The following is an 11,090-nucleotide window of genomic DNA, read 5'->3' as shown; positions in this document are numbered from 1 at the left end:
AGGGTGGTAGAATAGAAAAACAAGAAAGCGAGCTTCTATCGGTTTTAGATTAAACAGGAATCAGGGCGCTGTTCTTGATTATATCCGACAATCCATCAACTTATTTATTTTTCATTCCTTAGTCAGAGATGTCAGAGGTATAGCCTTTCAAGCTCTCATATTCGCGGACGACTGGCCTCGGCCGGGCATGGGGCATGGGGCATGGGGCTCTCCGGCATACCTCACTTTTTTGAGAACCGCTATATAATGTCTGATTTTTTATTGTTGTGATAAAAATTAGGGGAAAACTAACTTATAATATTAGTGGATTTTTGGGCATAATAATCAATGTTTATCCAGCCCAAAAACTGAAGAAACAAGATTAATTTTTTCCATAAACATTGGGCAAATTTATCGATTCCAAAGACTCTTGCCGCACGCGCCCCGCCATCGCAGCTAACTGCAAGCTCATAAAAGCATTCAAATCTTCCAAATCACACTTCGACGAGGAAAAAATATGCTGCATTTCATTTTCCGCTTCCAAACTAAGATATCCAGCGTCAATAGCTTGTTTTACAACTTCACGAATAAGCACGAGCGAAATGTTCCTTACTAAAATTCAAGGTGTCAAAAGCAAAATAATTACCAACAGGAAGTTTCCGAAGCGGTCTCGCCAAACATTTCAAATTGTTTGAGTTCGCGAGACTCTTGTTTTACCAAGCCGGACATGGCTGCTAGTTGCAAATTCATAAAAGCATTTAAGTCTTCCAATTCATACTTGGTAGTAGTTAACATCCGCCGCAGTTGATTTTCGGCTTCAAGAGTTAAATAACCTAGGCTCAGAGCTTGTTGGGCGAGATCGCGAATCAGTACCATAACACTTTGGGGTTTTATTTTTGGAATAGCCTCAGTATCAACGGTTTTCACTGACTCGGCAGTGACCGCTATTGCTCAATTTGTGTGACATTTTTAATGGTCGGCCGTGACAGCCGGACTCGCAGAGTGTGACTAAGTAATTGCACGGATGTGACAGGGATCACGCGGGGGAGTGTCCGAGGGCTCGAGGGGGAGAGTGGGAAAATATTGCTGATGAGTTACGCACGGGTGGCGAGAAACCGGGTTTTTTCACGCCTCTACCTCGTTGCATCCCGCCGAAAAGGTTGAAAAACCCGGTTTCTGTGGTCGTCCATGCGTAAGTCCTTGACTGATGACTCATGACTGATGACTCATGACTGATGACTACTGCTTTCTACCTTCAGAAGGCTCTCACCGTCTATAATCAGCAAGTTAAATATTTACGGCAAGACCTATGGAAGCACCACATAAAGATTTGTTACAACAAATAGCCAGATTATCGGAAACTTATGGTAATTTAGCCGATCGCCTGTCAAGATCGGCCAAACAACTGCAAGACTCGGGCTTTCCTCCCTCGGACAGCTTACTTCAAGAAATTAGCGCCTACAGCCAAAACTTTGCAGAAGTCCAAAAAAAAGCACTCGAACTCAATAAATCCGCCCTCGCGCCGGGGGAGATTACTTCCCTCAAAGACATTCAAAACTTAGTCGAGACAGCCACAGCTTCCGCAGGTAAAGCAGGAATTCGCGACGCAGCTTTGAAAGTGCTCGATCGAGTATTGGCGATCGCCCACCGCGAACAAAGCGACTTCGCGCCCTTACAATCAGTTCATGGCAGAGCCCGGGAACTGCACCGCGCGATTTCCGAATCAACCCCGACTCAACTGCATTCCGACGCAGAATCTTTAGTGGGCGGGAAACACCCAGTTGCAGCAGTTCTCGCCCTAGTAGAACAGCAAGACAAACTAGATGACGAACAGTGGGTGATCCTCGAAGAAACAGTCAGCGCCGCTTTTGGGAAACAAATAGCCGTCGCCATTTCCAGAGGCAAATTAACCATTACTGAGATGGTAAAAGCAGCACCTGCGAAAGTCGAACCCGCATTTAAAGCAGCGCCCGAACCAAAAAGGGGCGCCGAACCTCTGCCCGAAGTTATGATCATCCCGTCAGGAAATGTCGCGCCGAAACAAGTTGCAGTTGCGCCACAAATCCAAATTTTGGAATCCCCCGCACCTTCCGCCCCCATGCACGAGGTGATTATCGTTCCTAGTGTGGAAGTACCTAAATCCCTTCAAGCAACCGGTTCCGGCAACATTGTGTTTGGGGCACCTCGCGAGATTCAACAAGTGCCAGTAGAGGGCGGTTTGGGATTGAAAGTTTTGGCGCACATTCAAGGAATTGGCGATCGAACTTTTAGCGCTCAAGAATACGCCGGCACTAAAGGTAAAGGCCTCCGCGTTGAAGGATTTCAAATTAATATCGAGCCACAAATTCCTGGCTTAAAAGTCGAGTATATGGCTCACGTCGAAGGTGTTGGCGATACCCCTTGGATTAGCGAAGGGGAATTAGCCGGTTTTCGGGGTCAAGCGAAACGAATTGAAGGATTTGCCGTGCGGCTGACTGGGCCGCAAGTTGATAAGTACGACATATTTTATAGCGCTCACATTCAGAATATCGGCGACACCGAGGTGTCCTCCAACGGCGAATATTGCGGCACTCGCGGCAAAGCTTTGAGAATAGAAGGGATCAAAGTTTGGATCGCGCCGTCTGCGAGTTTTCAAGTTGTGGCGCCTGTGGGTTTAAAAGTGTTGGCGCACATTCAAGGAATTGGCGATCGAACTTTTAGCGATAAAGAATACGCCGGTACCAAAGCTCAAGGCCGCCGCGTCGAAGGATTTCAAATTAAAATAGAGCCTCCGGTTCCCGGTTTAAATTTGGAGTACATGGCTCACGTTGAAGGAGTTGGCGATACTGCTTGGATCTCGGAAGGGGAACTCGCCGGTTTCCGGGGCAAAGCTAAGCGCATTGAAGGATTTGCCGCGCGGCTGACTGGGCCGCAAGCTGATAAGTACGATGTATTTTACACCGCTCACATTCAGAATGTGGGCGATACTCCTGTTGGTTCTAACGGTCAATATTGCGGCACTCGCGGCAAAGGTTTGAGGGTTGAGGGGATGACTGTTTGGGTTGAGGCTAAGGGGTAAAAATTATAAATGAATGGAAAATTTGCATGGGATTTTCTATTCATTTAAAACCTGGTTTTTTAGTCGAAGAGCATAAATCCTGCCATAACGTTTGTAGTGAGGACTTCAGTCCTCATTAAAGGAGAGAGGACTCAAGTCCTCACTACAAACATGATGAGGTTTGTAGTGAGGACTTCAGTCCTCATCAAAAAAGAGAGGACTCAAGTCCTGACTACGAACCTATTTAATTGTCGTCGTGACTTTTGAGATAATATTAATGGTGGAGCAGGTGCGATAAGGTTTCTACGGCATGGGCGATCGCACTTGGAGCAGCTTCGCAACCCGCAGCTTCGGCGGCGCAGTGGCTGGCTTGGAGTGCGTTTTCGACTGTTTTCGCGCCAGAGTCGATCGCGCTATCAGCTACAAAACCATTAGCCTCGTACTGGCCCATTTCGGATTGCATCTTTTTGTTAAACTCAGATTGATTCGGTTCCCAGTTGCGGACTGTTTGGACAATCTCGATCCCAGCCCAAATCAGCATTCCTAGAACGATCGCACCAATTAAATATTCCATAGCTTTTTAGAAGATTGAGGTTTTCTGTATCTAATCTAGCGCGGCCATTGCCAGCAAACAGGATGAAAATCCTTGCTGTTGAGTGCGGATTTCCACCTTGATTATTTAGTTCGCTAGGAGTGAACTTCGTTTGACAAGCAGCGATTTCAATCACCCTTGCAAGGCCGCCAAAAGACACAGCAACAAAGCCTCAGTCCACTCGACTACAGCACCGTAAGTATCCCCCGTGTGACCCCCCAAACGGTGGTTAAACCAGGCACCGGCAAAAATTCCGATCGCACTTCCGCCCAAAGCCATCCCCACCGCCAACAGCCACCGATCGCCCTCCAAGACAACTTGCAGCACGCTCAAACTTAGCAACAACAGCACTCCTGGAATAAAATCAAAAGGAGAGTAAATCGATTCTTTATGAAAAGCTCCCTTACCCTCGGGGCGGAGATAGGGATAGCGGGCGATCGCCACCAGTTGGCCCCACCTCCCCCAACCCGCCACACCCATCAAAGCCAACCACCGATAGTTACTCAAGTCCGAGAGAGCGGCGGTTTTCAGCAGGACGATCGCGATCGCAGCCATCGCCCCAAAGGCCCCTGTAACGCTATCCCGCATCACTTCCAGCCTGCGAACGGGGTCGGGTACGGCCAGCCCGTCCGCCGCGTCCATAGCCCCGTCTAGGTGCAGCCCGCCAGTCACCGCGATGCCCAAAACTACCACCAAGGCCGATCGAGTCAGAGCAGGCATTCCCAACAACTGCAAGCCCAGATCCGCCAGTCCCAGCATCCCGCCAATCAAAAGCCCGATCGCCGGTGCCAAGCGAGCAATGCCCCGAAACTCCAAAGTCCAAGACATCGGTACCGGCAAGCAAGTATAAAAAGCGACCGCGGCTGCGATGGCAGCGCCTTGAGTCCGGAAAAAGTCGATCGTAGAGCGAACCAATTTATCATCCATCATAAGATAGAAAATTTTTCATCTTGTATGCGGTTGCTAATTCATTAGCCTGTGCCAGAATTGGAACTGTAACACCCAAGTCCTTTGGATCGGGTATTCCTCCTGCCCGAGTTCTTTTCCCCGGAAAACCTGTGTCGGCAGCGATCCCGAAGATCCCAATCTAAAATGGCTAAACTCACTACCCGCGTTTCCCGTATCCAGAATTCTAGCTAAATCCCTGATTTCCTAGACGGGAACATACTACAACAGAGGCTTTTGCTCCATGAGTCACGACCAATTGAATAACAGGGTAGTTGCTCCTTGCATCATCGATACTGGCATTGTCGTCAACAAGCGCGATATCAAAAGATTGCTGTTTGATTTGGGACGTGTCCGCTACCTTCACATCCAAGATGGCAAGGTTTACAGCGAAGGGGAAGGTTACGTGCTCGAAGTCTTCGCGAACCCCGATCGTTCTACCCTGATTGCCAACCACGCGCTTTATTTGAACGTATATAGTTTTGATTACCTGGAACTGAAGCACTCTCCCGAAGAAGGTGCTTATTTTGACCTGATTCAAGAGGGACGGCAGTTGCGGTTAATTCCCCTTTCCAATCCTTTGCAAGAGCAAGTCGCCCGGAATTTAAATGCTGCAGCTTTAGATGCGGTGGTCGATCAGGTACTCTCAGGAAACTGGGATCTGCAATTGGATGAGGATGATTCCCCATTTTAATCGTCAGTCAGTCAGTCGATTTTAGATTTTAGATTTTAGATTTTAGATTTACTCGCAGCGCCGTGAATCTGCGAGGTAGAAACTAGGGTCTAAAATTTTTTGCCCTCCACGACGCTTGTCGGAAACTTGTATCCGTTTTTGGGCGGGGTCATGGGTTTTTTGTCGCGATGTCTACAACAATAGATTAGACATCTCCAATAATTATTGTGGAACAGGCAGGATGCCTGTTCAAAGCTTGCTGTTGTGGAGATGTCTATTAGATAACAACGACTGCCCAGTAGCGGTTAACGATCGACGGTGACTAATGACTGAAGACAAGGCGAGATTTTCTTTTAAATGTCAGGCTAATTGCAGCCATACCCAAGCGCGTGCGGGGGTTTTCAAAACTCCCCACGGTATTGTGGAAACACCTAAATTTATGCCGGTGGGGACGCTGGCCAATGTCAAAACCTTGACACCGGCACATCTTGAGGACGCCGGCTCTCAAATGGTTTTGGCAAATACTTATCACTTGCACTTGCAGCCGGGAGAAGCGATTGTCGCCGGCGCGGGCGGATTGCACAAATTTATGGCTTGGCCTGGCCCGATTCTGACGGATTCGGGCGGCTTTCAGGTGTTTAGCTTGAGCCAAATGCGGACTATTTCTGAGAATGGGGTGACTTTTCGAGCTCCCCGCGACGGCCGCATCATTAATTTAACGCCGGAAAAGTCGATCGAGATTCAGAACGAGTTGGGCGCTGACGTGATTATGGCCTTCGATGAATGTCCGCCTTACCCCGCTACGCGGGACGAGGTGGAGGCGGCCACAGATCGCACTTACCGCTGGCTGCAACGCTGTATGCAGGCTCACTCGCGCCCGGAGCAAGCTTTGTTCGGCATCGTGCAGGGGGGCGTTTTCCCCGATTTGCGATCGCGCGCGGCGAACCAGTTGGTAGACTTGGATTTGCCCGGTTATGCGATCGGCGGAGTTAGCGTCGGCGAATCGGGGGATTTGATCGCAGATATTGTCAGAGTTACTGCGCCCCTGTTACCGGCAAATAAACCCCGTTATTTGATGGGGATTGGCACCTATCGCGAAATGGCGTTAGCCGTGGCGAGCGGCGTAGATATGTTTGACTGCGTGATTCCGACTCGGCTGGGCCGTCACGGGACAGCTTTTGTGCGCGGGGAGCGCTGGAATTTGAAAAATGCTCGCTTTCGAGAGGATTTTGCTCCGCTGGATGAGTCTTGTCCTTGCTATACCTGCCAAAAATTCAGTCGGGCTTATTTGGCGCATTTGGCGCGGGCTAAGGAAGCACTCAGCTATACTTTGCTGGCGCTGCACAACGTGACGGAGTTGATTCGCTTTACTGGGAAGATGCGGGAGGCGATTTTGGCCGATCGATTTACCGAAGAGTTTGCCCACTGGCTGGCACCAACTGTCGATCGATCGTGATTGCCGTGGGTAAAGATATGCGACAATTATGAAAATTGTGTTGGATAGGTAGGTTGATTCATGGAAGCTGCATTACTGTTGGCTAAACTGCCCGAGGCTTATGCGATCTTTGATCCTTTGATTAATGTTTTGCCAGTGATTCCGGTGTTTTTCTTGCTGCTGGCTTTTGTCTGGCAAGCGGCTGTCGGGTTCAGATAAGTCTGATTTCCTTAAAAACAGGGGCAATTCAGCAATTGCCCCTGATTTTAGCTGTTAAGTTTTGTTTCGTTTTTGCTTCTGTGCTACTCGTGGACGCATGGGCGGCCAGAAACCGGGTTTTTTGCGAAATACTTGATTAAAACCCTCAATAATAGTGAAAAACCCGGTTTCTCGGTTCGCAGCGCACCACTCCTCTATCCGTTACATCCGTTACATCCGTTAAAAAATCCGTTGCCGAACTTCCTTCAACTTCCGCCGATCGCACTTTTAAATGCCGGTCTTTCCGAGATCCGCTTCATGTAATCCAAAACAGCCGGATAAGCACTGAGGTCTAATTTTAACATCATTGGAATGTAGGCCAACATTGACCCGACTGCTGCGTCGGCGACACCGAATTCATCGCCCATTAAAAACGGCTGTTTCTCGAAAATGCGATTTAAGGGTTGTAACAATTTCGGGGTTTCGCGATCGCGGCTGGCTTCCACAAATATTCCCGGGCCGAGAGTAGCGTTAGCAAAAATGACCCACTGCACAATTTCGGCTTGTTTTTCCACAGCGTCCGGCATCTTACCATATTTTTGAGCTAAATACAGCAAAATTGCCCCGGATTCCCAAAGTTTAAAATCTCCGTCAACAATTCCCGGTACTTTGCCGATCGGATTAATTTCAAGAAACTCTGGCTGCAAGTGTTCCCCTGCTTGCATATCCAGCATCACAAATTCGTAAGGAACCGCTATTTCTTCGAGATACCACTTGACAATTGAGGCCCTGCTGCGGGCCCCGCCGTAAAGTTTCAACACAATTTTTTATTTGAATACAATATTGCTGTTATAGCATTTTTGGGGAATTGGAGGCAGAGACTGGTGATATCACTGTTAGCACAGCGCACAAGGACAATGAGACATTTAATGATATCAGACCCCGTAAAATAACCGTTATAAAGTTCGTAGTGAGGACTGAAGTCCTCGGTTTTTTGAGGACTGAAGTCCTCACTACAAACCTGTTTTTTGAGGACTGAAGTCCTCACTACAAACCTGTTTGATAACCGTTATAAAGTTCCTAGTGAGAACTTCAGTCCTCGGTTTTTTGAGGACTGAAGTCCTCACTACAAACCTGTTTTTTGAGGACTGAAGTCCTCACTACAAACCTGTTGAAAAAATCCGCGCTTGGCTGTATTATAGGAACGACTATTTATTAAGTAGCAGAATTAAGGATGCCGCAATCTCGACCTTACCAGCCACTGCTGCTCAGATTACTGCACGGGGCTAACGCTGCGATCGCCCTTTTGTCAATTTTGAGCGCATTTCTAGTGTACAATACCTATGACGGGCGGTTGGGCAAAGTACCCGTACCTCCGATTGCAGACATTATCGGGATTCACGGCACTTTTGGCAAGCTGTTGCTGTTAGGAGCAATGCCGGCTTTTGCATTGTACAGTTTGTATGCAGGTCAAAGACGCTTGGTGCAGCCAGATTCTTTTGCCAAACTAACTCAGTTGGGAAAACCGATTTGGTGGTACAGTTTGCACCGGATTGTGAATACTTTGATGTTGTTAGCGCTGACATTTGCGATCGCATCTGGGAGTATGGTTAAGGAAGAATGGCTGCCGGCGGGGGATTTGACGCAGGTTTGGTATTATTTGCATTTGACGGGATGGGTGATATTGGTGTTTTGTCTGCTAATGCACTTGTTGATGAGTGCGAAGGTGGGAGGTTGGCCCCTAATTTTGTCGATGTTCGATCGCAAATACCGCCAGGAGGATTCACCTACTGTTTGGTGGCAGAAAATTCGCTCTTTTGTCGATCGATCTTAGTCGCGAACCGCCATTGATTGTGTACTGCTGTTTCTGGTAAAATCGCCGCGATAGACCAAACTATTTAACAGGTGCTCCTAGGGGCACTGTACTAGGAAATGTTAACTTTGCCACCCTGCTGAAATCAGCATCCGATGAAGCAGGTTATGATTTTTGTGCTTTGTCTGCCTATAAAACCCGCGAAACGATTCCAGAAAATGCGAAGGCATCCTAATAAATTATAACGCCAACCGTAATATAATAACTCTCAACAACATCAAAAATCAATTAATTTATGCAAGTTTGTCTCGTTACTGGTGGTAATTCCGGTGTGGGTTTAATGACATCTTTAGGTTTAGCTAAATTAGGACATCACGTCTTTATTGCTTGTCGATCCCAGGAAAAAGCTACAACTGCGATCGCCTACATCCGTGAAACTACCGGAAATCCCAATATAGAATATTTACCCTTAAATCTAGCCTCCTTAGAGTCAGTGCGTCACTGTGTTAAACTATTTCAAGACCGAAATTTGCCCTTACATATCCTCGTCAACAATGCCGGAATATTCGACGCCAGAGGAATGACTCAAGAAGGATTTGAGTTGATTTGGGGAACCAATTATTTAGGTCATTTTCTTATGACTTATTTATTATTATATAAAATCCCAGATTCCGCCCCAAGTCGCGTAATTTTTGTCTCCTCAGATTTAGCATTAAAACCCACTCAAATTAAGTGGGATTTATTTGTCAAAAAAACACCTTTGAATTTTATTGAATTGTATAACCAATCTAAACTTTGCCTGTTGCTATTAACCAGACAGCTTGCCCAAAAATTAACGAATGTGACAGTTAACGCAGTTCATCCAGGTTTTGTCCAATCTAATATTACCATCGGTCATCGTTTGAGCAAATATCTCGGTTTAGGAATTAGTCCCGAAAAGGGAGCTTATAGCAGTCTATTATGTGCAAATTCTCCAGAATTTGAGTCGATCACAGGTAAATTTTTAGGTCGAACAGGACAAGAAATAAAATTACCTGTATTAGCACAAAATAATGATTTATGCCGCGAGTTGTGGGAAAAAAGTTTATTATGGACTGGCTGCACTCAAGCCGTCCAGAAAGAGAGAAATAATTACGATGCTAGTGATGAGATATGGGGGCCTTACGAACTCAACTTAAATCAGGATGAACTCGCGACTATTTGCGATCGTATCTTTCAGGAAGTTTTACCAAAACCACCCGTTAAAGTTTTATTGACTCAGGCATTAAGAGCCTTTTTGAGGTTCCAATTTGGTTCAATTGTGTTACTGCTTGTTCAATGTTACAAAGGCCAATTTTATATGGAAAGACATTTGGATTCGGCTGCGGTGTTGCACCTGTGTCAAGATGAGAATTTATTAAAAATACTGACAGCTTATTTAGGGGACAATTTAAAATTATGGAGATCGGAATTATGGGCTAATTATCCCTCACGTCAATTAATTCCTTTTTGGCATCGAGATATTTATCCTAATTTACTGAGTGGGGAGGGAAAAACAATTAATATTTATATTGGTTTAACAGAAGTAACGGAGACAAACGGGTTTGAATATATCTCGAAAAGTGAAGTCGAAAAATGTCAAGTCAAAATTACCGATCCCTTTAGTGGAAATCATTTTTTTCGAGTTCCTAAGGAAGTAGAAGAGAAGGCTATCGCGGTAGTTTTAAAACCCGGTGAGTTTATTTTATTTACGGATCGACTTGTACATCGTTCTATTTATAATAGAAGTGGTAAAGTGCGTCTTTCTTTAACATTACGAGTCGCCCAGCCGAGTATAAAAGTTTTACCAGGTTACACTTCTAATTATCAGAAACCTGTCACAATGGGGAAGAGTTCAGTTGACCTGTGACAGTTGACAATTGACATCACTTGAGAAAGGAAGGAAGAGGATTGGAGTAAGGAATCGTCTGATTTTAATTTCTTCCGAAAAAGCTTGGGGCTTTCTACCAATTCTTTCGGGTAATCAATACTTCGGACAGTTTTTTCAACGAGTGGGGCAAAGTCAAACATTGAAAAAATAGTCCAGCATATAGCCAGCAAGGGTTTCGGAGACTCGATCGCATCTAAAACTGTCCGAAGTATTGGTAATATCATTTATAAAAAAAGCTACAGTAAAAAAACTCGGCTTGTTTATAGGTTCATTGAAGCTTCCAGGTGTGTCGCTATTAGATTGTCGGTCTTTCTTAAAGATGGTGGAAGCGACACACCCTACGGAAGACTTTATTATTCCCCTAATCCTATCATATCAAGTTTGGTGAAGAATTTAGAATTAGGTTCGTAGTGAGGACTTCAGTCCTTCTTTCTTGCGGACTAAAGTCCTCACTACGAACCTCACTCTCTAGTTTGATCGTGAGGACTTCAGTCCTTCTTTCTTGCGGA

General features: G+C 46.1%; 11 protein-coding genes. 6 read left to right on the top strand and 5 right to left on the bottom strand.

The features are described 5' to 3' along the window. Positions 1 to 361 precede the first annotated feature (361 nt). Both JGK39_RS20845 and JGK39_RS20840 read right to left on the bottom strand, forming a co-directional pair. Positions 362 to 574 (bottom strand): hypothetical protein, encoded by a 213-nt coding sequence (locus JGK39_RS20845; protein WP_293261281.1) that lies wholly within the window; start codon positions 572 to 574, stop codon positions 362 to 364. A 47-nt stretch (positions 575 to 621) separates the two neighbouring features. Continuing rightward, positions 622 to 855 (bottom strand): hypothetical protein, encoded by a 234-nt coding sequence (locus JGK39_RS20840; protein WP_293261284.1) that lies wholly within the window; start codon positions 853 to 855, stop codon positions 622 to 624. A 433-nt stretch (positions 856 to 1,288) separates the two neighbouring features. On the opposite strand from JGK39_RS20840, the gene JGK39_RS20835 reads away from it, so the two are divergent. Next, positions 1,289 to 3,037, top strand: coding sequence for a hypothetical protein (locus JGK39_RS20835; protein ID WP_293261287.1), 1,749 nt, complete (start codon positions 1,289 to 1,291; stop codon positions 3,035 to 3,037). Positions 3,038 to 3,290: 253 nt separating this feature from the next. Here the strand turns inward: JGK39_RS20835 and JGK39_RS20830 are convergent, their stop codons facing one another. Both JGK39_RS20830 and cobS read right to left on the bottom strand, forming a co-directional pair. Further along, positions 3,291 to 3,590, bottom strand: coding sequence for a hypothetical protein (locus JGK39_RS20830; protein ID WP_293261289.1), 300 nt, complete (start codon positions 3,588 to 3,590; stop codon positions 3,291 to 3,293). Positions 3,591 to 3,740: 150 nt separating this feature from the next. Then, on the bottom strand, positions 3,741 to 4,538 hold the full coding sequence (gene cobS / locus JGK39_RS20825) for an adenosylcobinamide-GDP ribazoletransferase (RefSeq protein WP_293261291.1): 798 nt from the start codon (positions 4,536 to 4,538) through the stop codon (positions 3,741 to 3,743). A 259-nt stretch (positions 4,539 to 4,797) separates the two neighbouring features. On the opposite strand from cobS, the gene JGK39_RS20820 reads away from it, so the two are divergent. The 3 genes from JGK39_RS20820 to JGK39_RS20810 all read left to right on the top strand — a co-directional run bounded on the left by JGK39_RS20820 (position 4,798) and on the right by JGK39_RS20810 (position 6,880). Continuing rightward, complete coding sequence (locus JGK39_RS20820) at positions 4,798 to 5,247, top strand: hypothetical protein (protein WP_293261293.1); 450 nt, start codon at positions 4,798 to 4,800, stop codon at positions 5,245 to 5,247. Positions 5,248 to 5,551: 304 nt separating this feature from the next. Beyond that, entirely contained in the window at positions 5,552 to 6,682 is a 1,131-nt protein-coding gene (tgt, locus tag JGK39_RS20815) for a tRNA guanosine(34) transglycosylase Tgt (RefSeq protein WP_293261295.1), read from the top strand. Positions 6,683 to 6,742: 60 nt separating this feature from the next. Beyond that, positions 6,743 to 6,880 carry a photosystem II reaction center protein K gene (locus JGK39_RS20810; protein ID WP_293149949.1) on the top strand — a complete coding sequence of 46 codons (138 nt, stop codon included), beginning with the start codon at positions 6,743 to 6,745 and terminating at the stop codon, positions 6,878 to 6,880. 245 nt (positions 6,881 to 7,125) lie between these two features. On the opposite strand, the gene JGK39_RS20805 is transcribed toward JGK39_RS20810, so the two are convergent. Further along, on the bottom strand, positions 7,126 to 7,680 hold the full coding sequence (locus tag JGK39_RS20805; protein WP_293261297.1) for a glutathione S-transferase family protein: 555 nt from the start codon (positions 7,678 to 7,680) through the stop codon (positions 7,126 to 7,128). Between the two features lie 413 nt (positions 7,681 to 8,093). Here JGK39_RS20805 and JGK39_RS20800 point away from each other — a divergent pair, with 413 nt between their 5' ends. Both JGK39_RS20800 and JGK39_RS20795 read left to right on the top strand, forming a co-directional pair. Next, positions 8,094 to 8,693 carry a cytochrome b/b6 domain-containing protein gene (locus JGK39_RS20800; RefSeq protein WP_293261300.1) on the top strand — a complete coding sequence of 200 codons (600 nt, stop codon included), beginning with the start codon at positions 8,094 to 8,096 and terminating at the stop codon, positions 8,691 to 8,693. A gap of 274 nt (positions 8,694 to 8,967) precedes the next feature. Further along, positions 8,968 to 10,560 carry an SDR family NAD(P)-dependent oxidoreductase gene (locus JGK39_RS20795; protein WP_293322366.1) on the top strand — a complete coding sequence of 531 codons (1,593 nt, stop codon included), beginning with the start codon at positions 8,968 to 8,970 and terminating at the stop codon, positions 10,558 to 10,560. The last annotated feature ends 530 nt before the right edge of the window (positions 10,561 to 11,090 follow it).

Origin of the sequence: Microcoleus sp. PH2017_12_PCY_D_A (assembly GCF_020738565.1) — a bacterium.
GTDB lineage: Bacteria > Cyanobacteriota > Cyanobacteriia > Cyanobacteriales > Microcoleaceae > Microcoleus.
This window is presented reverse-complemented; position numbering and strand designations above follow the sequence as displayed.

Bases quoted from the DNA above. Each gene is read 5' to 3' on its own strand.
- JGK39_RS20795 (WP_293322366.1), top strand. From the start codon at position 8,968: ATGCAAGTTTGTCTCGTTACTGGTGGTAATTCCGGTGTGGGTTTAATG.
- JGK39_RS20810 (WP_293149949.1), top strand. From the start codon at position 6,743: ATGGAAGCTGCATTACTGTTGGCTAAACTGCCCGAGGCTTATGCGATC.
- JGK39_RS20820 (WP_293261293.1), top strand. From the start codon at position 4,798: ATGAGTCACGACCAATTGAATAACAGGGTAGTTGCTCCTTGCATCATC.
- tgt (WP_293261295.1), top strand. From the start codon at position 5,552: ATGACTGAAGACAAGGCGAGATTTTCTTTTAAATGTCAGGCTAATTGC.
- cobS (WP_293261291.1), bottom strand. From the start codon at position 4,538: ATGATGGATGATAAATTGGTTCGCTCTACGATCGACTTTTTCCGGACT.
- JGK39_RS20800 (WP_293261300.1), top strand. From the start codon at position 8,094: ATGCCGCAATCTCGACCTTACCAGCCACTGCTGCTCAGATTACTGCAC.
- JGK39_RS20840 (WP_293261284.1), bottom strand. From the start codon at position 855: ATGGTACTGATTCGCGATCTCGCCCAACAAGCTCTGAGCCTAGGTTAT.
- JGK39_RS20830 (WP_293261289.1), bottom strand. From the start codon at position 3,590: ATGGAATATTTAATTGGTGCGATCGTTCTAGGAATGCTGATTTGGGCT.
- JGK39_RS20835 (WP_293261287.1), top strand. From the start codon at position 1,289: ATGGAAGCACCACATAAAGATTTGTTACAACAAATAGCCAGATTATCG.